The 23,338-nt window shown below is 58.8% G+C and carries 29 protein-coding genes, 1 tRNA gene and 1 other RNA gene; 14 read left to right on the top strand and 17 right to left on the bottom strand.

The genetic code is table 11. The annotated features are described in order from the left end of the window. Positions 1–58 precede the first annotated feature (58 nt). On the bottom strand, positions 59–262 hold the full coding sequence (locus tag AC13F2_RS11990; protein WP_482965327.1) for a hypothetical protein: 204 nt from the start codon (positions 260–262) through the stop codon (positions 59–61). Positions 263–375: 113 nt separating this feature from the next. Next, an RNA gene (gene rnpB, locus AC13F2_RS11985) (RNase P RNA component class A) lies at positions 376–785 on the bottom strand. Between the two features lie 176 nt (positions 786–961). On the opposite strand from rnpB, the gene AC13F2_RS11980 reads away from it, so the two are divergent. Then, a complete protein-coding gene (locus AC13F2_RS11980; protein WP_482965326.1) occupies positions 962–1,390 on the top strand; it encodes a hypothetical protein in 429 nt (142 codons plus the stop codon). A gap of 31 nt (positions 1,391–1,421) precedes the next feature. On the opposite strand, the gene AC13F2_RS11975 is transcribed toward AC13F2_RS11980, so the two are convergent. From AC13F2_RS11975 to AC13F2_RS11940, 8 genes are all read right to left on the bottom strand, one after another. After that, positions 1,422–1,955: a hypothetical protein gene (locus AC13F2_RS11975; protein ID WP_221597897.1), complete on the bottom strand. Its 534-nt coding sequence runs from the start codon at positions 1,953–1,955 to the stop codon at positions 1,422–1,424. Then, complete coding sequence (locus AC13F2_RS11970) at positions 1,952–2,521, bottom strand: JAB domain-containing protein (protein WP_482965325.1); 570 nt, start codon at positions 2,519–2,521, stop codon at positions 1,952–1,954. Before AC13F2_RS11970 ends, AC13F2_RS11975 begins: the two co-directional genes overlap by 4 nt. A gap of 8 nt (positions 2,522–2,529) precedes the next feature. Beyond that, positions 2,530–2,964 carry a hypothetical protein gene (locus AC13F2_RS11965; protein ID WP_301642332.1) on the bottom strand — a complete coding sequence of 145 codons (435 nt, stop codon included), beginning with the start codon at positions 2,962–2,964 and terminating at the stop codon, positions 2,530–2,532. Positions 2,965–3,002: 38 nt separating this feature from the next. After that, a complete protein-coding gene (locus AC13F2_RS11960; RefSeq protein ID WP_221597900.1) occupies positions 3,003–3,338 on the bottom strand; it encodes a hypothetical protein in 336 nt (111 codons plus the stop codon). 41 nt (positions 3,339–3,379) lie between these two features. Continuing rightward, a complete protein-coding gene (locus AC13F2_RS11955) occupies positions 3,380–3,883 on the bottom strand; it encodes a helix-turn-helix domain-containing protein (RefSeq protein WP_475209629.1) in 504 nt (167 codons plus the stop codon). Positions 3,884–4,001: 118 nt separating this feature from the next. Further along, the gene (locus tag AC13F2_RS11950) at positions 4,002–4,751 is read right to left on the bottom strand and encodes an N-acetylmuramoyl-L-alanine amidase (RefSeq protein WP_482965324.1); all 750 of its coding nucleotides are present in this window, start codon (positions 4,749–4,751) and stop codon (positions 4,002–4,004) included. Continuing rightward, positions 4,748–5,407: a histidine phosphotransferase family protein gene (locus AC13F2_RS11945; RefSeq protein ID WP_482965323.1), complete on the bottom strand. Its 660-nt coding sequence runs from the start codon at positions 5,405–5,407 to the stop codon at positions 4,748–4,750. Before AC13F2_RS11945 ends, AC13F2_RS11950 begins: the two co-directional genes overlap by 4 nt. Positions 5,408–5,441: 34 nt before the next feature. Further along, entirely contained in the window at positions 5,442–5,837 is a 396-nt protein-coding gene (locus tag AC13F2_RS11940; protein ID WP_482965322.1) for a M67 family metallopeptidase, read from the bottom strand. 16 nt (positions 5,838–5,853) lie between these two features. On the opposite strand from AC13F2_RS11940, the gene AC13F2_RS11935 reads away from it, so the two are divergent. Together AC13F2_RS11935 and rpoH are read left to right on the top strand one after the other, a co-directional pair. Beyond that, a complete protein-coding gene (locus tag AC13F2_RS11935) occupies positions 5,854–6,798 on the top strand; it encodes an RluA family pseudouridine synthase (protein ID WP_482965321.1) in 945 nt (314 codons plus the stop codon). 122 nt (positions 6,799–6,920) lie between these two features. Then, positions 6,921–7,826, top strand: a complete 906-nt coding sequence (rpoH, locus tag AC13F2_RS11930) for an RNA polymerase sigma factor RpoH (RefSeq protein WP_173829937.1) — start codon at positions 6,921–6,923, stop codon at positions 7,824–7,826. A gap of 73 nt (positions 7,827–7,899) precedes the next feature. Here the strand turns inward: rpoH and AC13F2_RS11925 are convergent, their stop codons facing one another. Beyond that, positions 7,900–8,643, bottom strand: coding sequence for an SDR family oxidoreductase (locus AC13F2_RS11925; protein ID WP_475209631.1), 744 nt, complete (start codon positions 8,641–8,643; stop codon positions 7,900–7,902). A gap of 99 nt (positions 8,644–8,742) precedes the next feature. Here AC13F2_RS11925 and AC13F2_RS11920 point away from each other — a divergent pair, with 99 nt between their 5' ends. The 3 genes from AC13F2_RS11920 to AC13F2_RS11910 all read left to right on the top strand — a co-directional run bounded on the left by AC13F2_RS11920 (position 8,743) and on the right by AC13F2_RS11910 (position 10,926). Further along, complete coding sequence (locus AC13F2_RS11920) at positions 8,743–9,123, top strand: winged helix-turn-helix transcriptional regulator (RefSeq protein WP_482965320.1); 381 nt, start codon at positions 8,743–8,745, stop codon at positions 9,121–9,123. A gap of 45 nt (positions 9,124–9,168) precedes the next feature. Then, positions 9,169–9,831: a monofunctional biosynthetic peptidoglycan transglycosylase gene (mtgA, locus tag AC13F2_RS11915; RefSeq protein ID WP_103022502.1), complete on the top strand. Its 663-nt coding sequence runs from the start codon at positions 9,169–9,171 to the stop codon at positions 9,829–9,831. A gap of 183 nt (positions 9,832–10,014) precedes the next feature. After that, the gene (locus tag AC13F2_RS11910; protein ID WP_482965319.1) at positions 10,015–10,926 is read left to right on the top strand and encodes a cation diffusion facilitator family transporter; all 912 of its coding nucleotides are present in this window, start codon (positions 10,015–10,017) and stop codon (positions 10,924–10,926) included. Positions 10,927–10,997: 71 nt separating this feature from the next. Here AC13F2_RS11910 and clpX read toward each other — a convergent pair whose 3' ends face one another. Next, the gene (clpX, locus tag AC13F2_RS11905) at positions 10,998–12,269 is read right to left on the bottom strand and encodes an ATP-dependent Clp protease ATP-binding subunit ClpX (RefSeq protein ID WP_103022500.1); all 1,272 of its coding nucleotides are present in this window, start codon (positions 12,267–12,269) and stop codon (positions 10,998–11,000) included. Between the two features lie 190 nt (positions 12,270–12,459). Continuing rightward, entirely contained in the window at positions 12,460–13,167 is a 708-nt protein-coding gene (locus AC13F2_RS11900; protein WP_103022499.1) for an ATP-dependent Clp protease proteolytic subunit, read from the bottom strand. Positions 13,168–13,400: 233 nt separating this feature from the next. Here AC13F2_RS11900 and AC13F2_RS11895 point away from each other — a divergent pair, with 233 nt between their 5' ends. Beyond that, positions 13,401–15,500, top strand: a complete 2,100-nt coding sequence (locus tag AC13F2_RS11895) for a TonB-dependent receptor plug domain-containing protein (RefSeq protein WP_482965318.1) — start codon at positions 13,401–13,403, stop codon at positions 15,498–15,500. Between the two features lie 42 nt (positions 15,501–15,542). Next, positions 15,543–17,033: an amidase gene (locus AC13F2_RS11890; protein WP_482965317.1), complete on the top strand. Its 1,491-nt coding sequence runs from the start codon at positions 15,543–15,545 to the stop codon at positions 17,031–17,033. Positions 17,034–17,107: 74 nt separating this feature from the next. Here the strand turns inward: AC13F2_RS11890 and tig are convergent, their stop codons facing one another. Then, positions 17,108–18,673 carry a trigger factor gene (gene tig / locus AC13F2_RS11885; protein WP_301642320.1) on the bottom strand — a complete coding sequence of 522 codons (1,566 nt, stop codon included), beginning with the start codon at positions 18,671–18,673 and terminating at the stop codon, positions 17,108–17,110. Between the two features lie 60 nt (positions 18,674–18,733). After that, a tRNA-Leu gene (locus AC13F2_RS11880) sits at positions 18,734–18,818 on the bottom strand. A 94-nt stretch (positions 18,819–18,912) separates the two neighbouring features. Between AC13F2_RS11880 and AC13F2_RS11875 the strand changes: the two genes are divergently transcribed. From AC13F2_RS11875 to AC13F2_RS11865, 3 genes are read left to right on the top strand one after another with little or no spacing between them, the layout of a single operon-like run. Further along, entirely contained in the window at positions 18,913–19,146 is a 234-nt protein-coding gene (locus AC13F2_RS11875; RefSeq protein ID WP_222827526.1) for a hypothetical protein, read from the top strand. A 23-nt stretch (positions 19,147–19,169) separates the two neighbouring features. After that, a complete protein-coding gene (locus AC13F2_RS11870) occupies positions 19,170–19,349 on the top strand; it encodes a hypothetical protein (RefSeq protein WP_482965316.1) in 180 nt (59 codons plus the stop codon). A 39-nt stretch (positions 19,350–19,388) separates the two neighbouring features. Then, the gene (locus AC13F2_RS11865; protein ID WP_103022494.1) at positions 19,389–19,673 is read left to right on the top strand and encodes a DUF3297 family protein; all 285 of its coding nucleotides are present in this window, start codon (positions 19,389–19,391) and stop codon (positions 19,671–19,673) included. Between the two features lie 2 nt (positions 19,674–19,675). On the opposite strand, the gene AC13F2_RS11860 is transcribed toward AC13F2_RS11865, so the two are convergent. Beyond that, entirely contained in the window at positions 19,676–20,254 is a 579-nt protein-coding gene (locus AC13F2_RS11860; protein WP_482965315.1) for a CHAP domain-containing protein, read from the bottom strand. Positions 20,255–20,367: 113 nt separating this feature from the next. On the opposite strand from AC13F2_RS11860, the gene der reads away from it, so the two are divergent. From der to AC13F2_RS11845, 3 genes are all read left to right on the top strand, one after another. Beyond that, positions 20,368–21,768 carry a ribosome biogenesis GTPase Der gene (gene der, locus AC13F2_RS11855; protein WP_482965314.1) on the top strand — a complete coding sequence of 467 codons (1,401 nt, stop codon included), beginning with the start codon at positions 20,368–20,370 and terminating at the stop codon, positions 21,766–21,768. A gap of 5 nt (positions 21,769–21,773) precedes the next feature. Further along, on the top strand, positions 21,774–22,271 hold the full coding sequence (locus AC13F2_RS11850) for a DUF2721 domain-containing protein (RefSeq protein WP_482965313.1): 498 nt from the start codon (positions 21,774–21,776) through the stop codon (positions 22,269–22,271). Between the two features lie 119 nt (positions 22,272–22,390). Further along, complete coding sequence (locus AC13F2_RS11845) at positions 22,391–22,597, top strand: hypothetical protein (RefSeq protein ID WP_375246947.1); 207 nt, start codon at positions 22,391–22,393, stop codon at positions 22,595–22,597. A 16-nt stretch (positions 22,598–22,613) separates the two neighbouring features. On the opposite strand, the gene bfr is transcribed toward AC13F2_RS11845, so the two are convergent. Further along, positions 22,614–23,105, bottom strand: a complete 492-nt coding sequence (gene bfr, locus AC13F2_RS11840; RefSeq protein ID WP_103022490.1) for a bacterioferritin — start codon at positions 23,103–23,105, stop codon at positions 22,614–22,616. Positions 23,106–23,338: the final 233 nt, after the last annotated feature.

The raw sequence follows: 23,338 nt of genomic DNA, 5'->3' as shown, positions 1-23,338 counted from the left end.
TTCGATCTGGGCGGCCTTCTCCATCCGGCTCGACACTTTCGCTCGTATCGACGAAGGATCAGAGCGCATCCATATACGCGGCACGGAAACCAAGTTCATCGGCCACGCGACAGGCAGCTATTCGGGACACGAGGTTCTGATCGAAGGCTTGCCCACCATCGAACAGCTGCAGGAACTGCCGATCGCCTGGCGCGCACTTTGTGTGGTCCGCGACGATCCCCACACCGATTGGAGCACGGCCGACCCCATGATGAAGGTTCATCTTCATTCCGACGAAATGAACGAAGCCTGCCGGCCGTTCGAAGGGCTCGAAGTCGACGGGCAGCTCGTTCCGGAGAAGGCGCCCGAGCCTTCGTTGTTACCGGGTGCGACAGGTTTGCCAGGGAGCCTGTAAGCCGGGTTCTGTCCCGCCCGCGGTATGCTTGCACACCTGCCGCGCGGGGGCAGCCATTCGTCTAGGCCACGGATTGCTCCGCAGCTCGAGCAGCCAACCCGGGCGGTCGATGCGAAACGCACCTGCTGTTTCCAGCGCGCCGCCCCTATTCGGCCTTGCTCCGGGTGGGGTTTGCCATGCGGGCCGCGTTACCGAAGCCCCGGTGCGCTCTTACCGCACCCTTTCACCCTTGCCTGATCCTGTCCTTGGCGAACCTCGGCAGGCCATCGGCGGTATGCTCTCTGTGGCACTTTCCCTGTGGTTGCCCACGGCGGGCGTTACCCGCCACCCTTGTTTCGTGGAGCCCGGACTTTCCTCGTACCATGCGGCACGCGGCTGCCCAGCCCCCTGGCGCCTGTCGCGATAGATCAGGCGCCGCCCATTGCCAAGCCGGCAATCGAGAAGGCAGATTCCCCCTTAGTGAGACAGATTGTTTGATCCGAAACCGATTCATCTGCTCCAACTGGAACTGCGTATTACTTGACTCCAGCCCCGCGCCACCCTCTCCTGTCGTCAAGGAGATAGAGCTTGGACACGCCACTACCCCCGACGCTGCGGCAGGAAGAGCTCGATGAATTCCTGCGCGCCTGCGCTATGGTGACTGCTCCTACCCGCGACATATCGCGGGCACTGGTGCAGCAGCTATGCGAACTGCTTCAAAAAGCACCGCAATTTCTCAAGCGCTATTTCACACCGCCTATCAAGTCCGTTGCCGATCCCTTGTTCAATGCGGATGCTCTCGAGCAGATACTTTTGCTGACGACGCAACAGGCCGGTATTTTGACCTCACGCTCCCAATCGGGCAATTCCATCGCCACCGTCGCTTTGCCCGAACTCGACATCGAGCGGACGTTTGCGAGCCCCACCTGCCTCGCCGTGGCCATGGCCGGTGCCATTGCGGCTGGCGCGCACGCAGCGATCCTGGCCCTACCCGGCGAAGGACTGAAAGAAGCTTAGACTGTCGCAAATTGGCGGATGTCTAGAGAAGCTACTCCCTGAAATTGGCCAGATGCCGCTCAACTGCGCTTGAGCTGACATTCAGACTGCGTGCGATGTCATTCTTGATAAATTCATCCGGCAAGTGCCACGCAGAGGCGGCAAGGATGCCACCAGGTCTTTCGCTATCGGCTGCCCATATTGCCTCCTCGACAATCTCCCTGCCTCGCGGCGATAGCTGCAGATTAAAGTCATCGGAATCGGATCGATCGGGTGTGCAGAGCACAAACCTCTGTTCGACCAATCCATTCAAATGCGCCAGGAAACGCTCGCGCGGCACACGGGCGGACTGACAACATTCGGGGAAAAAAATTGACCTGTCGTTCGCCCTCATGACGAAGAGGTAAGCGAGAATATCCCAAATCTCCTCGTTCATTGCTCCACTGAATTGGTAATTTGCGAACGACTCGTCACCGTGAGGGGCGTTCCCCCTATCGCCTAGAAAAAGGAGGGCACGCTGCCAATCGGCTATGGAGATTACATGCCCCGCAATACTGCGCCGCACAGCGTCTTCGATCGGCGTCATATCAGGCGGCCTTCGCGCATGCTGGTCACGCGCCTGCGCCCTACGACCAGATGATCGATGAGAGTAACGCCAAGGCATTTTGCTTGTGCCAGAAGCTCCTTGGTTTGCCGTATGTCGGAATTACTAGGCGTAGCATCCCCAGAAGGGTGATTGTGGGCGATCAGCATCTGTCGGGCATCCAGTGCGAGCGCGCGTCCGAACAACCGACGCGCCGACAGCACAACCTGCCCTTCCTGACCTTCGGCAATAGTCTCTTCTGAGATCACGAACCCCGCCTCGTCCGCCAATATCGCGATCATCCGCTCGTGCCGCAGCCCGCCGATGCTTTGGATCAGGTAGCGATCGAGTGAGGAGCGATCGTCACCGAGACGTGTCCGTACGATCTCTTCGCGGCTCCCGTCATGAAGCAGTTGGCGAACCGCCAGAAGAGCTTCGACCCAGTGCTCACCATGCACGGCACATTCGCGCAGGTCCGCTTCATCGGCATTGGAAATGGCGCTGATCGAACCGAAGCGATGCAATAGCCGACCCGCAAGTTCGTTCGGCTCCGCAGATAGCGGAGTCATGAGCGCGGTCAGGTGGTGGTGCGCTGCATCCGTCGGGAATGGGCCATTGTGCCGATGCCTGTAATAATTAGCGCCAGCCAGACCGGCCACCGCTCCATTATGGCATAGACGAGCGGCTCTAGGGGCGCGTGCGCTGCGCGCAGCAGATGGGAAACCACGGCGATGGTTTGCGCCGAGCTCACCCATAAGGTCCACCAACGATCGGATGAAAGCGCCACGGCTGTAACCGCAACCAGAGCACAGACGTCAATAAGGAAGCGAAAGGTTTGCAGTGAGCCGTAGCCGTCCTGACTCCACGTACCCGTGGCCAGCCACCGGGCAATCCCGGCAAAGACCAGCACGAAATAGACTGTAGCGACATATTTCTCAGGCTTTCCGCCCCTGCTCCAAGCAAAAGCGAGGACTGCGAGCGTGAGTGCTACCTGGATCAGAAACCGGGTCATCGCTCATGCAATTGCGCCCTCGCTCTTGCTTAGGCAAGTCAGGCAGCGATCGTCGTTACATGCTCGGCAGAGGTGAACGATTTATCCGGGCAGGTTGGTTCTTCTCCTGCGCCCGTTTCAACGGCAATCTTGCGAAGCTGATCGTGGACCCTAGCCGCCTCGCCGCGAGCTTCGATTAGCCCGCCGACAATCTTTTGAAGGCGAAGCAACGCGCGCTGACTTTCCAGTTCAGGAGCGCCGGGCACATCGCGGCCGGCCATCGCCGCACTATGAAGGAGAGCAGTTGTTTTCGCCAACGCATCCGCGATGGCGACTTCGGACTCGCCTAGTTCGCGAGCAATACGGGCAGTGGCAGTAGTAAGATCAAGCGACATTGATTTCTCCTCAGGCGTTTCAGCCGAGGAGAGGTTGCAACCTAGACCATGGAGCCCAGCGCGTTTGCGAAGGCCATCGACAGCACGGCGACCATCATGATTGCCACCGCGCCGACGAGTATCAGCAGCAATTTGCCACCGATTCCAAGATCCGAAGGTTTAATCCCCGGCTGCAGCCCTTGAGGCATCCGGTCCCAAGCCGCTCTTCCATCGAATGTGAGCGAATCTTCGAACGTATAGGATTGCCCGGGTGGCTGCGGGATCGTTGGTGCAGCATTGGGTGGAAAATTGGTTAGTATGGCCGGATCGTCTATGATTTGATCATACTGTTCTGCCCATGCCCGATAATGGCGAAGCACTTCGACGCGGGGCATGTGGCCAAGTTTTGCTCGCACCGCATCGATGCGCTTGTCGATCGTGACTGGCGCAAGGCCCAGTTCTTTTGCAATTTCCTTGGACGTCAGATGCTGGCAAGCCAGCCGCAAGACCTCGTCCTGCTTATCGGTCAAACGACCGAACACGGTATGGATGTCGTACTGATCCATAGCTGATCTGTACGCCATCAAAGTGGCAGGGGCAATTCCAACCGCCCACCCTAGGTCGGCTGCGTCCACGTGCGGGCTTCCGGATCGGGAAGCTGCATCGACTTGCGACCGGTGCGACTTACCGCGTGTGTCCGCGATCGCGATCCAGGAGTAACTGGAACAGGATGGCGCGAACTTCACCGTCGATTTCGCCGTTGATCTTTTCCGGACGCCAGCGGCGCTGGAACGCCTCGACCGCCTTGCGACCGTCGGTGATGTCGTAACCGAAACGCTCGAGCGCGAGGTAGAAGGCTGCGTCATTGTCGAACGGATCGCCGCGTTCGAGCTTTTCCGGGCGCGGCAGGCACAGGCCGTATTCGGCCAGCCGGTCCCAGGGGAAAAGCTCACCCGGATCAATCTTGCGCGCAGGTGCCACATCCGAATGTCCGACGACATTTGCGCGCGGGATGTCATATTCCTTCACGATGCGCGCAACCAGGGGCACGAGCGCTTCGAACTGCGCATCGTTGAATTCGCGATAGCCATATCTGTGGCCGGGATGGTCGAGCTCGATACCGATGCTGGCCGAATTCACATCCTTGTGTCCGCGCCAGTAGGATACGCCTGCATGCCAGGCGCGTTTTTCCTCGGGCACCAGCCGTACGACCTCACCCCGTTCGCCGATCAGGTAGTGCGCCGACACCTTGGCTTCCGGATCGCACAACCGTTCGATTGCGAACCCCTTGTCCTCCATTTCGGTGTAATGGATGACCAGCATGGAAATGGGAGTGCTGCGTTCGTCATGGTTCGGCGAAAGGACCTCCCGGTCGACGAGTTCGTCCTTGCTGGCTGGCAGCCCGTCGCCGACCTTGCCGAAATCGGAGTTCAACCGATCATTCCTTCGCCCTGCGGCAGAACCGCGCCAAGCACCAATGCGTCGGCGCCTTTATGATACTGCAAACCGCCGCCGTTTTCCGACGCCAGAAGATGTATCATATGCGCTGCCGCCGTGCGGCTGGTCAGATCCGACCGGTCGAGCGAACCGTCCAGTGCCTTGCCAATCGTGTCGTCGAAGGCGATCTTGGAACCTGCGGCACGAACCACGATTTCGCACGCGCCATCGCGCACTTCCGCACCGATATCTAGCGTCCCGCCGCGCACCAGCGCATCGATGGCCAGTTGCGCAAAATTCAGCAGCACCTTGACCGCCGGCTTGGCGAGAGTCCGCTCGGCCAGCGCCCAGTTGATCGACACGCTGGGTTTGTCGGCAACCAGCGCTTCGATCAGCGTCTTCGGTTCGGTGATTTCCACCTGCTCGCCGAAGCCGCCCGCTGCGCCGAAAGCGAGGCGAAAGAACTTCAGCTTGTTCGTGCTGATGAGCGCACTTTGTTCGAGCAACTCCATCACATTGGCACGCATTTCGGGATCGGTTTCCATGGCCAACAGCTCGAGCCCGTTTGACAGGGCCCCTACTGGGCTGAGCATGTCGTGGCACAGGCGCGAACAAAGCATCGCGGCAAGATCGATCGATTGGCGGTCGTCCATTTGGGTCCCGAATAGTGAAGATTGGTTTTGTGTCTTAGCGAGGGGCGACCTCATAGGGAAGCGCTTCGAACCCTGCATCCCCCGAACGCCAGAAGCTGATTCGCTCCGCCGCGATTATCGCCCAGACCGACCCATCCGGAGCTGCAATGGCGCGATCGGTCGCAGATGGCTCGGCCAGACCATTGGGGTGTGAATGGTAATAGCCCAGAACCTGCAGATCGCCATCGCGCGCGGCACGGTGCGCGTCGATCAGCACCTGCGGATCGATCTCGAAATGCTGTCGCGGGTCCGGGTGAACGTTCGCCGCAGCCCTGGCCTGCACTATCCCGTCGCCATGTCCCAGGAGTATGCCGCAACATTCCAGCGGATGGGCGCGCCTCGCTTCGGATAACAGGCGCTCGATTACATTGCTTGAGACTTCGGTTGCCATCGCGCATGGCTCTAGCATGCCCGATGGTGAAATCATCACTGGAACAATCATGATCGCCGGGCGCCTGGATAAGGCGCTGGCAGGTGCAGCAGATCTATCCCGGGAGCGGGTGAAGGGTTTGATTGCCGCCGGGGCTGTCCAGATCGACGGTACGACCGCACGAAACGGTTCGGCAAAGGTGAAGGAAGGGGCCGCTTATTCCATCAGCCTTCCCCCTCCCGAGATGCTGGAAGCCGAACCGCAAGACATTCCGCTGAATGTCGTCTTCGAAGATCAGCACCTGATCGTCATAAACAAGCCTGCGGGGATGGTAGTCCATCCTGCGGCGGGCAATCGGGACGGTACGCTGGTCAACGCACTGCTGTTTCACTGCAAGGGGCAATTGTCCGGCATCAATGGCGTGGCGCGCCCCGGGATCGTTCACCGGATCGACAAGGATACGTCCGGCCTCCTCGTCGTCGCCAAGTCGGACGCAGCCCACGAAGGATTGGCGAAGCAGTTTGCCGACCATTCGATCATCCGTCGCTACCTCGCCGTGTGTGCCGGACATCCCAACCCGGCGTCCGGCACGATTGCGGGCCGTATCGGCCGGTCCGATCGCGATCGCAAGAAAATGGCGGTGCTTCCCGACGATTTGACGCGCGGCAAACATGCCGTCACGCATTACGAGGTTCGCCAACGCCTGAACCACGCCTCGCTCATCGAATGCCGACTGGAAACCGGGCGCACGCATCAGGTACGCGTTCACTGCGCGTCAATCGGTCATGCGCTATTGGGAGACCCTGTCTACGGACGCACTCCGAAGAGCCTCCGGGCCCTTCTCGAGGACCTCGGTTTTCGGCGTCAGGCACTGCATGCGGCACGGTTGGGATTCAGACATCCTATCAGCGCTGAAACCTTGGATTTCTGCGCCGAACTGCCCTCCGATATGCGGGAACTGATCGACGAAACCGCACGTTGAAATCGATGAAACGCGTGTGCATTTTCGCCGGCGTCAGCTATACGTAACCGACGTGGCCCGAGAGTCGGATGCCCAGCAGGGGTCCGCCATGTGTGGTCGACGCTAGAAAGGTCAGGGTACAAGTGAGCAATACCAAAACTTTGAGCGTTCCAGCGCTCGGCGGGGAGCAAAGCCTCAACCGCTATCTTTCCGAAATAAAGAAGTTTCCCGTACTGACGCAAGAGCAGGAATATATGCTCGCCAAGCGCTACGAGGAACATGACGATACCGAAGCTGCCGCGCAGCTTGTGACGTCGCACCTGCGGCTCGTGGCCAAGATTGCCATGGGCTACCGCGGTTACGGCCTGCCGGTGTCTGACCTTATCTCCGAAGGCAATGTCGGTCTCATGCAGGGCGTGAAGAAGTTCGAAGCCGACCGCGGCTTCCGCCTCGCGACCTATGCCATGTGGTGGATCAAGGCGAGCATCCAGGAATATATCCTTCGCTCGTGGAGCCTCGTGAAAATGGGGACTACTGCGGCACAGAAGAAGCTGTTCTTCAATCTGCGCCGGATGAAGAAAAACCTCGATGCCTACGAGGATACCGACCTTCATCCTGACGATGTGACGAAGATCGCCACCGATCTCGGCGTGCCCGAGCAGGAAGTGATCAACATGAACCGCCGCATGATCATGGGCGGCGACGGTTCGCTGAACACTCCGATGCGCAATGGCGAAGAAGGCTCCGGCGAATGGCAGGACTGGCTTAGCGATGACGGTCCGTTGCAGGACGAACTGGTCGCCGATGCGCAGGAATCGGAAGTGCGTCACGATATGCTGGTCGAGGCGATGGATAGCCTCAATGACCGTGAAAAGCATATCCTGACCGAACGCCGCCTGACGGAAAATCCGCAGACCCTGGAAGAACTTTCGCAGGTCTACGATGTCAGCCGCGAACGCATCCGCCAGATCGAAGTGCGCGCATTCGAAAAGCTGCAAAAGGCGATGAAAACCATCGCCGGGGAAAAGCTGCTGCCAGGCGTCGCCTGAGCCTAAGCTCTGAACGAAGAAAAGGGGCGCATCCTTAACTGGATGCGCCCCTTCTTCATTGCGGCAGCTTCGATCAGAACTTGCTGGTCATCTCCAGCGCCTTGTCGAAACGCCCTTCAGCCTCGGCGTTACGTAGGAACAGGACATTCTGGGTCAGCACCTCCTGAGGCGTATCTTCTGCGGTAAAGCCAAGCATCGTCTCTTCGATGAACTGGTCGAGCGGCATATAACCTTCACGCGTGGACTGGCCGGGCGTCAGTTCGGTCTGAACCGCAGGCGGTGCAAGCTCGATCACTTCGACCTTACCCTCGAGTTTGGCGCGCAGCGACACCGTATAGCTGTGCATGGCGGCCTTGGTTGCCGAATAGGTCGCCGTGCGCGGCATCGGCACGAAGGCGAGTCCCGACGTCACATTGATAATAGCCGCGTTCTCCTGTGCCTTCAGGTGCTCGATAAGTCCGTCGATCAGCCGGATGGGTCCCAGCAGATTTGTGGCTATCGTTGCCTCCGCGTCACCTAGCTCACGCTCCTCGGTAATATCCTCGAACCGCATGATCCCGGCGTTGTTCACCAACACATTGATCGCCGGATGTACTTCAACGACTTTCTTCGCGAAGCGAGCAAGATCATCGGCATCACCGACATCGACGATCATCGTATGGATATTGGCATGTCCCGCAGCAGTCTCATCCAAAGAGGCCTGTGTCCGCCCTGCTACGATGACTGTATTGTCAAGGTCATGCCATTTATGCGCCAGTTCGCGCCCGATGCCGCTTCCACCACCGGTGATGAGGATCGTGTTTCCGTTCGTCTGCATGTCGTGTCTCCTTCTGGCTGGACATGCAATCCAGTTAGTGGCTTGCTTTCATTTCGGAAGAAGGCACTTTTTCGTGCGGTACTTACCCAAAGGTTAGAAATGGCGAATCCTACAGTCACCAGTTATGCAGACGACGAGAAAATCGACCAATTGGTCAACGAAACCATCGCCCGGGTGGCGGACAAGTGGACGTTCCTCCTGATCGAAGCACTCGAAGACCGCGCCCCGAAACGGTTCAGTCAACTCTCCCGCGAAGTGCCGGGGATCAGCCAGAAGATGCTGACCCAGACTCTTCGCCGTATGGAGCGTGAAGGTCTGGTGCTGAGAACTGTCTTCCCGGAAGTCCCGCCACGCGTCGAATATGCCTTGTCCGACCTCGGCTTCGAGTTGGGCGAGGCATTTTGCGGCGTATGGCATTGGGCGGAAGCGAACATCGACAAGATCGAAGAAGCGCGGGCGAGTTATGATGCCCGACGCTGACCCACCGATTGCGAACGGCTCCTTCCATCCGTAGAGGCGTCCGTCATGCAACGATTGATCATGTTTTTGCTGAAGGCAGTAGTCGGCTTTATCGGCCTGAGTCTTGCACTCGTGGTGCTGTTCAAGTTCGTGCCGGTTCCAGTGACAGCGACCATGGTGATGGATGCCAATGGAATCACCAAGGACTGGACTTCGCTTTCGAACATCGATCGCAGCATGGTTCGCGCAGTCATTGCCGCGGAGGATGGAAAATTCTGCACACACGATGGCTTCGACCGGGAAGCCATCGAGAAGGCGATCGAAAGCAACGCCCGCGGCGGACGTATTCGTGGTGGTTCGACCATAAGCCAGCAGACCGCCAAGAATGTGTTTCTGTGGCAAGGCGGCGGTTACGTCCGGAAAGGCTTTGAAGCCTGGTTCACTTTCCTGATCGAAAAGATCTGGGGCAAGCGGCGGATCATGGAGGTCTACCTCAATGTCGCAGAAACAGGCATTGGCACATATGGCGTGGAAGCCGGAGCGCAGCGCTATTTCGGCAAGTCGGCGGCATCCCTCAGCCCGATCGAAGCCGCGCGCATGGCGGCGGCTCTGCCTTTGCCCAAAGAAAGATCAGTAAAGAATCCTCGCGGGTGGCTGGCCCGGCACGGCAATACGATCGCGGCACGTATCGGCGCCGTCCGTCGCGATGGGCTGGATAGCTGTATCTGACCCGCAGCGCCTGGCGCTACATATCCTGTAATGAGGCGCCGACCACTGACGATCCGGCAGATGAACAATGCACGCTATGATATTGCATATCCCGCTGTTTTTCATCGTTTTTCTTGTGTTTTGGTAGATCTGTACGGTACTGTGCTTCGCATAGCGACCTGACTTAGGGCAACGGGCGAAGACATGAGCGTAAGTCACAAGCACAGTCATGATGGCGGCCATGGGCACAACCATGCTCCAGCCGATTTCGGCAATGCGTTTCTGATCGGCATCTTGCTCAATACCGGGTTCGTGGTTGTCGAGGCGGTCTATGGCTGGATGTCCGGATCGATGGCGCTGATCGCGGATGCAGGCCACAATCTTTCCGATGTCCTTGCTCTGCTTTTGGCCTGGGGGGCGAGCGTTGCTGCCAAGCGCCCGGCATCGGTACGCTTCACCTATGGCTTTAAGAGTTCAACGATTCTTGCAGCCCTGCTCAATGCCGGTCTCCTGTTGATAGCCATCGGTGCGATCCTGTTCGAAACGCTCAATCGTATGGCCGAGCCCCCCGCGGTACAGGGCGAAACGATGGCCATCGTCGCAGGGATCGGCATAGTCATTAACGCGGGGACTGCCGCGCTGTTCATGCGGGGGCAGCACGATATCAACATACGTGGCGCTTTCCTGCACATGGCTGCGGACGCGCTTGTCAGTGCCGGAGTGGTTATTGCCGGATTGGCAATCATGTGGACTGGGGAAAGCTGGATCGACCCGGCTGTCAGCTTCGCCATCGTTTTGGTCATCGCTTGGGGGACGTGGGGCCTTTTGAAAGACAGCGTGGCAATGAGCATGCTCGCGGTGCCCAAGGGGATTTCTGAAAGCGGCGTTCGCGAATATCTCGAAAGCCTGTCCGGCGTCGAAGCGGTCCACGACCTTCACATCTGGCCGATGAGCACCACCGAAACGGCGCTTACTGCGCACCTGATAATCCCCACCGGTCATCCCGGCGACCAGTTCCTGCGCGATGTCGCTCACGATCTTGAACACCATCATCGCATCGGTCATACGACACTGCAGATAGAACTCACCTTTTCGGCATGCGCTGCAGGCTGCTGATCGCGGAACGAAAAAGCCCGCCGGTGACGGCGGGCTTGATCTCTTAATCCGTTACCGAAGAAACTCGCGCTTCAGGCAGCTTCTTCCTTGTCCTCGGCCTTCTTCCCGCCGTGGACCTGGATGGGTTCTTTCTTACCTTCGACCACATCCTTGTCGATCACGATTTCCGTCACCCCGTCCATGTCGGGCAGGTCGAACATCGTGTCGAGCAGGATCGCTTCGACGATCGAACGCAGACCACGTGCCCCGGTCTTCCGCTTGATCGCGCGCTCGGCAATCGCCCGCAGCGCTTCGTCGGTGAAGGTCAGCTCAACGTCTTCGAGCTCGAACAGCTTATGGTACTGTTTGGCGATCGCGTTCTTCGGTTCCTGCAGGATCGTCACGAGTGCGTCGACATCGAGATCGTGCAGCGTGGCAATGACCGGCAATCGGCCGACGAATTCCGGAATGAGGCCGAACTTCAGAAGATCTTCCGGCTCGCTCTTTTCCAGCAGTTCGCCAACGCGGCGCTTGTCCGGATCGGCGACATGCGCGCCAAAGCCGATGGAACGCTTTTGCAAGCGATCGGCAATGATCTTGTCGAGGCCGGCAAAGGCGCCGCCGCAGATAAACAGGATATTGGTCGTATCGACCTGCAGGAATTCCTGCTGCGGATGCTTGCGGCCGCCCTGGGGCGGGACGCTGGCAGTGGTGCCTTCCATCAGCTTGAGGAGAGCCTGCTGCACACCTTCGCCGCTCACATCGCGCGTGATCGACGGATTTTCCGCCTTGCGCGTGATCTTGTCGATCTCGTCGATGTAGACGATCCCATGCTGCGCCTTCTCGACATTGTAGTCGGAAGCCTGAAGCAGCTTGAGAATGATGTTTTCAACGTCCTCGCCCACATAACCGGCTTCGGTCAGCGTGGTGGCATCGGCCATGGTGAAAGGAACATCGAAGGTGCGGGCGAGCGTCTGAGCCAGCAGCGTCTTGCCCGAGCCGGTGGGCCCGACAAGCAGGATGTTCGACTTGGCGAGTTCGACATCGCCAGCCTTCGCCCCGTGCTTGAGCCGCTTGTAGTGGTTGTGAACCGCAACGGAAAGAACGCGCTTGGCACGCTCCTGGCCGATGACATAATCCGCAAGGGTAGCGCAAATCTCGGCCGGCGTCGGGACGTCGCCTTCCTTCTTGCCGGTCAGACCTGCCTTGGTTTCTTCCCGAATGATGTCATTGCACAGCTCGACACATTCGTCGCAGATGAACACGGTGGGGCCCGCGATGAGCTTCCTCACCTCGTGCTGCGACTTGCCACAGAAACTGCAATATAGGGTCGATTTGCTGTCGGTTCCGCTCAACTTGGTCATATCCTAAACGTCTTCCCCGCGCGCCCCTTGGGAGAATTCCGACTCTAGGGGACACGTGGTTTGGGTCAATATCCTAGGTAGCGAGCTGCCCTTGCCATAAGCTGAAGCGGCAAGGTTGCTCAAATCCTACGACATTCTTGCAACAGTCCCGCGCAGGAACACTTTCCGGCGCGGGCAGCTGCCGTTCTACTTACTCTGGCGCACCACCGCTGCCTTCGGCGTCACTGCCATCGGCTTCGGGACGCGTCTCGAAAACCTTGTCGACGATGCCGAATTTCATCGCTTCGTCGGCTTCAAGGAATGTGTCGCGGTCCATCGCCTTCTCGATCTCATCGAGGCTTTGACCGGTATATTTCACATACAGATCGTTCATCCGCTTCTTGATCCGCAGGATTTCACGTGCCTGGATTTCGATGTCGCTGGCCATGCCACGCGCACCGCCTGATGGTTGGTGAACCATGATGCGAGCGTTGGGCAGAGCAATACGCATTCCGGGCTCGCCCGCCGCGAGCAGGAAGGAACCCATGCTTGCAGCCTGACCCATGCAGACGGTGGAGACGCGCGGCTTGATGTACTGCATCGTATCGTGGATCGCCATACCGGCTGTCACCACGCCACCGGGCGAATTGATGTACATGCTGATCGGCTTGCTGGGATTTTCGCTTTCCAGAAACAGCAGCTGCGCAGTGATAAGCGAAGCCATGCCATCTTCCACCTGACCGGTGACGAACACAATGCGTTCACGCAGCAAGCGGCTGAAGATGTCGAAGCTACGCTCACCGCGGCTGGTCTGTTCTACGACCACCGGCACAAGCGCGCCGGTTATGGGATCGGTGGTGAACTGGCCCTGGGCACCAAAGCGGGTCTCTGGCGCATCGCTGCCGAACAGGTCGATCATGAAAAGTCCTCTCGTCGGATCGGTTGGCCGCCTATGTCGCCATGGAACGAGCGATGTTCAAGAGGCATCGCTTGGTAATGCGGGGGATACTTTCGGCAACAGTCGTTCGTCCGGTCGGGTTGTCGATCAAATTCGTTGATCGGCAGTTAAACGACGTCGGTCGAACCGGCGTAGGCCGTTTCGCCTACAGATGTAAACGCAAAGTCCAACTTTAGAGGGATTGGACAATCTTCATGCGTTTGCACGGACTGCTGCTTACTACTGCCACCATCGTCATCGCCGGCAGCATCGCATCGCCCGCCCTCGCCCAGGATGCGGCTACGGCAGAGGATGCGACGCCTGTCGCGAACGCTCCTGGCGGCTCCGCGCGGACCTTCGATCCTGCATATTTCGCACAGTTCGCCCCGCGCAATGCGCTCGACATGGTTACGCGTATTCCGGGCTTCATAATAACGGGCGGCAATGATCAGGGCCAGCGAGGTCTCGGCCAGGCAACGCAGAACGTCGTTGTGAACGGTGAGCGCCTGTCCAGCAAATCTGACAGCGTAGCAGACCAGCTTCGTCGCATCCCGGCAAGCGACGTCGTGCGTATCGAGCTGGTCGACGGCAACACGCTCGATATTCCCGGGTTGACCGGGGTGGTCGCCAATGTCGTTTACGAAAGCAATGCGGCTTCCGGCCAGTTCCGCTGGACGACCGGCTTCAGGCCTCACAACACGGCGGCTGAACTCTTCGGCGGCGAAATCTCGGTCACCGGCAAGACCGGCAAACTGAATTACACCGTCGCGCTGTCCAATCCCAACAATCGCTTCGGCGCCGACGGCCCCATAACAATCACCGATGGGGCTGGGGAATTGATCGAAACGCAATATTCGGTCTTCTCCGGCAAATCGGACGAACCCAAGCTGGCTACCACCCTCGCCTACGATTTCGGCGGCGGCGTACAGGCCAACCTCAACCTGAATTATGCAGAAGATTTCTATTATCGCAGGGAGCCGGAAATCGGCATTCCCGTCGTTGGTCCTATCCGCACACGCCAGGTGCGCACCCACGAAAACGGCCCGCAATACGAAATTGGCGGCGATATTCAGTTTCCGCTTGGCCCCGGAACGCTCAAGCTGATCGGCCTCGAAAATTACGAACGGGACAATTTCACCCAGACGCTGGTCGATCGCTTCGACGACGGCAGCGCCGCTACCGGAGTTCGTTTTGATCAAACCAACGGCTACGGCGAACGCATCGGGAGAGCGGAGTATAGCTGGAAACTGTGGCAGGCCGACTGGCAATTGTCCGGGGAAGCTGCGTTCAACCGGCTGGATCGCAGTTCGGCCCTGTTCGATCTTGCACCCGATGGGGAATTTGTCTCGCTGCCTTTTCCTGGAGGAACGGGCGGGGTGCGCGAAGATCGCTATGAAACGAGCTTGAGCTTTTCGCGTGCCGTCTCGCCCACCTTATCGGTCCAGGCCATCGGGACAATGGAATTTTCGAAGATCGAGCAAACCGGTGCGATGCCCAATTCGCGAAGCTTCAAGCGTCCCAAGGGATCGTTGGCAGCGACGTGGAAACCCACAAGCGACTTCGATGTCTCGCTGACTTTGGCCCGGCGCGTCAGCCAGTTGTCGTTCGGCGATTTTCTCGCCAGCGTCTCGCTCAACAACGATAACGAAAATGGCGGCAACAATGAACTGGTGCCCTATCAGAGCTGGAACGTCGAGCTGGAAGCGAACAAGACGTTCGGCCCCTGGGGTTCGCTGAAGCTGGAAGCCCGACAGGCATGGTTCGAGGACTTCATCGATTTCTTCCCGCTACCTGACGGCGGAGAAGCCCGCGGAAATATCGGCGATGCACGGCGCCTTCATCTGGAAGCCAACGCCACATTGAAAATGGACCCGATTGGATGGAAGGGCGCACGTTTCGACATCGTCGCGGTCAAGCGTTACATGTATGTCGACGACCCATTCACCGGTATCACGCGTGGCTTTTCCTACGATCAGGAGGGCGCCCTGCAAATCGACTTTCGCCACGATATTCCCTCGACCGACTGGGCCTGGGGCGCAACCGTTGAGCATTTCGACAATGCGCCCTACGCCCGGCGATACGAGGAGGGGCGTGAATGGGAAGGACCGTTCTTCGATGCCTTCTTCATCGAACACAAGGATGTCTTCGGTCTCACTGTCAGGGCGCAGGCCGTCAACACATTGCTGGGCGCACGTAATTACTTTCGAAGAACGGTATACGACGGTCCGCGCCCCAATGGCGAGGTGTCGTTCCACGAGTTTGCGGACCGCCGCATCGGACCGATCTTTCGCCTGACGATCAGCGGAGATTTCTGAACGGGGACTTGTAATGCGGCCGCAAGCTGGCACCCTGCGTCGATGAACAAGCCAAGCCTCGCCTTCGCGGCCATCGCCTTGGGGGCAACCCCCGCAACGCCGCTCTCGGCACAGGAAGCGCAGAACGATGCGCGCGCCTATCTCGACCGGATAGCCGCAATCGACGATGTAGGGCCCGAACTGAATGCGGTCATTGCGGTGAATCGCAATGCGCCGGACGAAGCGAGAGTGGCGGAAGCGGCCGGACTGCCACTGGCGGGCCGGACCGTCCTGGTGAAGGACAATATCGAAACCCGCGAATTGCCTACCACCGCAGGTAGCCTCGCACTGGCCGGCAATAACACCGGGCGGGACGCTCCGCTGATCGCCAACCTTCGCGCGGCAGGCGGCGTGGTGCTGGGTAAGGCCAACCTTTCCGAATGGGCCAACATCCGCTCGAACAATTCGACCAGCGGGTGGAGCGCGGTCGGCGGGTTGACCCGCAATCCGCACGCCACCGACCGTAATAGCTGTGGGTCATCCGCCGGCAGTGGTGCGGCTGTCGCAGCGCATCTCGCCTGGGCAGCCATCGGCACCGAAACCGACGGATCGATCACGTGTCCCGCCAGCATCAATGGTGTCGTCGGGTTCAAGCCCACGGTCGGCTTGATCAGCCGCACGCTTGTCGTCCCGATCAGCCATTCGCAGGATACCGCGGGCCCCATGGCGCGAAGCGTGGCCGATGCGGCCTTGTTGCTCAACGCGATAGCCGGCAGCGATCCTGCCGATCCCGCCACGGCCGAAGCCGATGCTCATGTCACCGATTTCACTACGGGCTTGGCTGATGCATCTCTGAAGGGCGTACGTATCGGCGTGCTCGTCAACCAGATTGGCGATCGCGAGGATGTACGCGCAATCTTCGAAACTGCGCTTGACGATCTGCGCCGTGCAGGCGCCGATTTGGTCGAAATCGCATTCGAGCCGAGCGACGAGATGGGTCGCGACGAGTTCGCAACGCTGCTTTACGAATTGCGCATCGATATGAATGCCTATCTCGCCACACTTCCGGGAAAGGATATGCCGCGCAGTCTGGCTGATCTTATCGCCTTCAACAAAGCGAACGCGGCTGAAGAAATGCGCTGGTTCGACCAGGGCCTGTTTGAAATGGCAGTCGAGCGTACCGACGAGCAAGCTTACCGCGCAGCGCGCAAGAACGCGCTGCATCTCGCCGCAGATCGCGGCATCGATCGTCTGCTTGAGGAAAACCAGGTCGCTCTATTGGTGGTCCCTACCCGTGGGCCGGCATGGACAAGCGACCTTGTGAATGGCGACAACTTCGACGGCAGCATTGGCGCGGGCTCGCTCGCTGCCATCGCTGGTTACCCTCACCTCACCGTGCCAATGGGCGCGGTGGAGCGCCTGCCTGTGGGCATAAGCTTCATGGGTCCAAAATGGTCGGACCACCTGGTGCTGAAAGCCGGGGCAGCATATGAAAGCGCTCGTACTGCGGCGATCCCAGAGCCGTCACTCCAGCCATGGTCACCTGGCGACTGATGCGTCTGCCGAAATCGAAAAAGGGGCGGAGAACCTGAGTTCGCCGCCCCTTTTCGCTACTCGTCCAGCGAGCGTTACTTCTTCGGTGCGGCTTTCTTGGCCGGAGCCTTCTTGGCGGCGGGCTTTTTAGCGGCCGGCTTGTCGTCGGCCTTCTCCGCAGCAGGCTTCTTCGCCGCCGTCTTTTTGGCGGGAGCCTTTTTCGCAGCGGGCTTTTCGTCGCCGTCCTTATCGTCGGCCTTCTTCGCCGGAGCTTTCTTGGCAGCAGGCTTTTTCTTGGCCGCGGCCTTCTTCTTCGGCTTCTCTTCAGTCGTCTCTTCCGCCTCGATTGCAGCTTCGAGTTCCTCGCGCGTTACTTCGCGGTCGGTAATTTCGGCCTTGTCGAAGAGGAAATCGACAACCTTGTCTTCGTACAGCGGTGCGCGCAGCTGGGCAGCGGCCATCGGTTCCTGCTGCACGTACTGAATGAACCGCTCACGGTCTTCGGCGCGATATTGCTGTGCAGCCTGCTGGATGAGCATGTTCATCTCATTGGCATTCACTTCGACACCGTTTTTCTGTCCGATTTCCGACAGCAGCAGTCCAAGGCGAACGCGACGTTCGGCGATCTTGCGATAATCGTCCTTTTCGTCTTCCATTTCCTTGAGCATGGTTTCGGCATCGTCCGAACGCGCTGCTTCCTGCTGGAGCTGGGCCCAGATCTGTTCGAATTCGGCATCGACCATACCCTGCGGCACTGCGAAATCGTGTCCGGCGGCGAGCGTGTCGAGAAGCTGACGCTTCATCTGCGTACGGGTAAGGCCCGACGTTTCCTGTTCAAGCTGTCCGCGAAGGAGTTCCTTCAGCTTGTCGAGGCCTTCGAGGCCGAGGTTCTTCGCGAACTCGTCGTCGATCTTGGTGTCGGTCGGGACCTTGACCTGCTGAACAGTGACGTCGAACTCCGCTTCCTTCCCCTTGAGGTTTTCAGCGGGATAATCTTCGGGGAATGTGACGGTGATCGTCTTCTTGTCGCCCGTCTTCACGCCGGTAAGCTGTTCTTCGAACCCTGGGATGAACTGGCCCGAACCGATCGTAAGCGGAGTGTTTTCCGCTTTGCCGCCCTCGAATTCGGTTCCATCGACCCGGCCCACGAAATCGATGATCAGCTGATCACCATCGGCAGCCTTCTTGGTCTTGGCGGCATCCTTGTAGCTCTTGTTGTTCGACGCAATGCGCTCAACAGCTTCGTCGACCTGCTCGTCGGTCACAGGAACGGTCAGCCGTTCAAGTGCCAGACCGTCTACTTCCGGTGCATCGATTTCCGGCAGGATTTCGAGTTCGACGGACAGTGATGCGTCCTTGCCTTCTTCATATCCCTCATCGAGCTCGACGCTGGGCTGCATTGCAGGGCGCAGCTTGTTGTCGGCCATCACCTTGTCGACCGATTCGCGGATCATGTCGTTCAGGGTCTGCGCATGCAGCTGTTCGCCATGCATCTTGCGGACGAGGTTGGCAGGAACTTTGCCTGGGCGGAAGCCCGGCATCTTCACCTGCGGTGCGATCTTCTTGACTTCGCTGTTGACGCGCTCGTCAATTTCCTTGGCCGGAATGGTGACGGTGTAGGCGCGCTTGAGGCCCTCGTTGGTGGTCTCTTTGATCTGCATGGATGAACTCGTGACTTTCCAAAAGCGATATATGCGATTGGGCCTTACGCCGGGCGAAACTGGTGCGGGCGAAGGGACTCGAACCCCCACATCTTGCGATACTGGTACCTAAAACCAGCGCGTCTACCAGTTCCGCCACGCCCGCAAACCCGAACGAAGCTGCGCGAAAGGCGCTAGTCCTCCGCGTGTAGGCGCGTGCCTCTAGTAGGATGCGATCAAATGCGCAAGCGCGGCGACAGGTGAAGGAACAGCTTCGCGGTGCGAACCGTTCTTTTGCCATGCGTGATTATGATGAACCAGCCACTCCGGCCGACACACCGCCCGTCATCGATCCGAAGGCGACGGCAAAGGGCGTTAAGAAAGGCCAGAACCGTCCTTCGGATGAGGACGACGAGAAGGTCGAACAATCATTGAGCGCCGCTCAGGACGGCGGCGAACAAGGTGCCGGCGAAGCAGCGCTGGATAAATCCTGATCGAACCAAGAGGAATTCACAACATGGCTACTCAACCAGATATCAATCCCGACATCATCAATCCCGGGTCACCCGATGAAATGCCGCCCGACAGCCTGCCGGACGAAGCGCCGATGCAAGAGCCGCCAGGGTTCGAGCCGCCCCAGCCGGACTATGACGATCCTGATCGCGGTCCCATGGAAACTCCCCCACCGCCCGATTGAACTTGCCCGCGCCCATCCACCGCATTATCGGCGCGCGGCATGAGCGAAGAAACAAAAAGTCAGACGCCGCCCGATCACCTCTCGGTCAACCCGAAGAGCGAGCATTTCCAGATGGAGGTGCTTCAGCGCGGGGTCGGCATCCGTTTCAAGGGGAAGCAGCGTACCGACATCGAAGAGTATTCGATTTCGGAAGGCTGGGTGCGTGTGCAGGCAGGCAAGACCGTGGATCGTCGCGGCAACCCGCTAACGCTCAAGCTGAATGGGCCAGTGGAAGCATGGTTCGAGGACCTTGGCGACAATCCGCCCATCGCCAAGGCCGACTGAAACTATTCCGCAAAATCTGCGAATGCACGCGCGAAGCGCTTCGATGCCCTCTCGCGCTGCGGAGCAACGGCTATTTGCGCCGCTATCTGAGGTGATCCGTCTGCGTAAATGAAACCGTCGATGGGCCAACGGGTGGTACCCACCTTGCCCAAGGGAGCATACCAGACCTGCACTTCGCTCCAATCGTTCGACGGCGATGCATCGATAGCGAGCACTTCCCGTTCGACCTGTCCCCGGCGACCATCAACCGGCGACCAATTGGCATGGTCTAACAACACTCGCCGCGAATCGAGCACTCGACTGACGGTGGCTACGTGACCGGATTGCATTCCCCTATGCGGGTGAAAGGCCATGACTGCACCGGGTTTAGGTAGCGAACCGGTCGCATAGCGGCCCTGTGCCTGCTCCCACCATGTGCGCGCTTCCCCGAATAACTGAATACCGGAAACCTGCCGCGCATAAGGCGCACACTGAATGTATGGTGCGAGTTCTTCGTTTCCGGGATGATCAAGGGCTTGGGCACTATCGGCTGCCGCCGGAACGGACGCTGCAAGTATCAGCATGGCGAGTGCTGTCTTCATACGTTCCACGCTAAAAAGAGAGGGTTAATTTTTTACAAACGCGCCTGCCTGCTTACGCGGCAGACCGCATCCGCTTGCAATGCGACGCGCAAAGCGCCACTTGCCGAGCCATCATGCACCCCTCACCTTCCAAACCGACAGTGATCATCATTGGCCGGCCCAATGTCGGTAAGTCGACGCTGTTCAACCGCCTTGTGGGCAAGCGGCTCGCGCTTGTCGATGATCAACCCGGCGTTACACGCGATCGCCGGTTCGGCGATGCGACGATTGCGGGACTGGATTTCCAGATCGTCGATACAGCCGGGTGGGAAGATGATGATCCCGACACCTTGCCCGGTCGCATGCGCAAGCAAACCGAAGTGAGCCTGGAAGGTGCGGATGCGGCGCTTTTCGTATTTGATTCGCGTGTCGGGCTGACACCGCTGGATGAAGAAATCGCGCGCTGGTTGCGCGGACAGAGAGTGCCTGTTGTGCTGGTCGCCAACAAGGCTGAAGGCAGCCAGGGCGATGCCGGGATCTATGAGAGCTTCTCCCTCGGTTTTGGTGAACCGGCCGGAATCAGCGCCGAACACGGCGAGGGCATTGCGGACCTTTTCGATCGGCTGTGGCCAATTATAGGAGCAAAGTCCGAAGCGAACGAGATCGAAGCCGAGATCAATGAAGAAGACGAAGAGGCCCTGCTCGCTGGTCCGCTGAAGTTGGCGATCGTCGGGCGCCCGAACGCCGGCAAATCGACGCTGATCAATCGCCTGCTCGGAGAAGACCGCCTGCTTACCGGTCCCGAAGCGGGCATTACTCGCGATTCCATTGCGATCGATTGGGACTGGACCGACCCGCGGGACGGTGAGAGCCGCGAGATAAGGCTGATCGATACCGCCGGCATGCGCAAGAAGGCGCAAGTCGTCGACAAGCTCGAACGGCTGTCGGTGGCAGATGCCCGTCGCGCCGTGGATTTTGCGGAAGTCGTCGTGCTGCTGCTGGATGCGACGCGGGGGCTTGAAGCACAGGATCTCAAGATTGCCAGTATGGTGCTCGAGGAAGGGCGTGCGCTGATGATCGCCATCAACAAATGGGATGTTGCGGAAGATGCCAGCGCGCTTTTCAACGGCATTCGGGCTGCGTTGAACGAAGGTCTTGCACAGGTCCGCGGGGTGCCGCTCATTGCAGTGAGCGCCAAGACCGGCAAGGGCCTGGACCAGATGATCGGCGCGGCATTCGAGTTGCGGGAGATATGGAGCCGCCGGGTTCCAACAGCAGCGCTCAACCGTTGGTTCGACGACGCGCTTGAAGCCAATCCGCCTCCAGCCCCCAAGGGCAAGCGCATCAAACTGCGCTACATTACTCAGGCAAGCATCCGCCCTCCGCGTTTCGTCGTGTTCGGCACGCGGCTCGACATGCTTCCCAAAAGTTATGAGCGGTATCTGGTGAACGGAATTCGTGACAAGCTCGGTTTCGATGCCGTGCCTGTGCGTGTCGTGCTGAAAAGTCCCAAGAATCCGTATCAAAAGGACTGAATGCAGTGCTGCTGGACGTCTTGATTACTCTTCCTGGGAGCGAATTGCTCGAACGCACCAGTTCGAGCCTGCGCGTCCAGCAGGTCGTCCAGCTCAGCTTGGCACCGGCTTTCCTGCTTGCTGGTATCGGCGCCGTCATGAATGTCATGACCAATCGACTGATCTGGGTCGCGAACAAGATCGAACGCATCCTCGATGCAGGCGAGGATGGAGACGTCACCGCAATGCGCAGGGAACTGCCCGCACTGGAAAAACGGCGCGTGTTCGCCCAGCGCGCTGTGATGTTCAGCACAGCATCGGCGCTGGCAATCAGCATCGTCATCGTATTGCTGTTCATCAGTGCCTTCGTTTATGCGCCGCTCGGTACGCTCGTTGCGATGACCTGGATTATTTCAATGGGGTTGCTGGTCGCCGGCCTTGGATCTTTCCTGATGGAGACGCGGACGGCCGCCCGTCGCAACCTTGAGCGTATGCGGGAACGGCGCGATTCCGTAGCGTCCTGACGCTTTTTTTCTTGAGGTTGCGACCAACCGAAGTCGATTCTGCGACAATCGGTAGAAAACGGTCTGCCAGTGTTCATATGCGTATGGCATAGCTGCCCTTAGTGGGCAGGAGACAAGATATGACCAAGCTCCGTGTAGCTATCCATGCGAAGACTGATTTCCGTAACGAGGATTTTGCCCTCGAAGCTCCCGATATCGCGACCGCTCTCACGATCGCCGATATCAATGTCGGACATGGGGACGCCGAAATCTGGGATGGAGAGCAGCGTCTTGCGAAGCTGTCCAAACATGGCGGTGTCTACGCAACCTTCTGGCGCGTGAACTAACCCACCGGGCTTCCACTCAGCCTTCTTCGCCTTCCCCTGCCGGCTTGCTATTGAGCTGGACGTAGTTTTCGAGGCCCATCCGCGCAATCATGTCGAACTGGGTTTCCAAGAAGTCGACGTGCTCTTCTTCACTTTCGAGGATGCGTTCGAAAATTTCGCGCGTCGTAAAATCGCGAACTTCCTCGCAGTGCGCGATGGCATCCTTGAGAAGCGGGATGGCTTCCATTTCGACCGCCAGATCGGCCTTGAGGATTTCCTCGACCGTTTCGCCAACCTTCAGCTTGTGGATCGCCTGAAAGTTGGGAAGGCCGTTAAGAAACAGGATCCGTTCCGCCAGGACATCCGCGTGCTTCATCTCGTCGATTGATTCGTGCCGCTCATACTCGGCAAGTTTGCTCACGCCCCAATCTGCCAGGACGCGATAATGGAGCCAATACTGATTGATCGCGGTCAATTCGTTAGTGAGTGCCTTGTTCAGGAACTCGATGACCTTTTCATCGCCCTTCATCGCGGTGGCTCCATTGCATTAACGTGTTGCGGGCCTATGCCCACGCCAACAGCCGATTAGCAAGTGAAAAGCCAAAAAAATGGCAGAATTCCGCCACTTGCGAGCGATTTGCGTTAGCGGAGATTCAGGCTGCTGCCGGCACGTAGCCGAGTTCGCGCTCATCTTCGAGAATGCAGTCCGCCTCATCGAGGCAGCAGCCGCAGCATGGTGACTTTCCCATGGCAGCATAACAG

This window comes from Qipengyuania sp. L-5Y (assembly GCF_056859455.1).
Note: the sequence above shows the minus strand (reverse complement) of the source record. Positions and strands in the feature narration are given on the sequence as shown.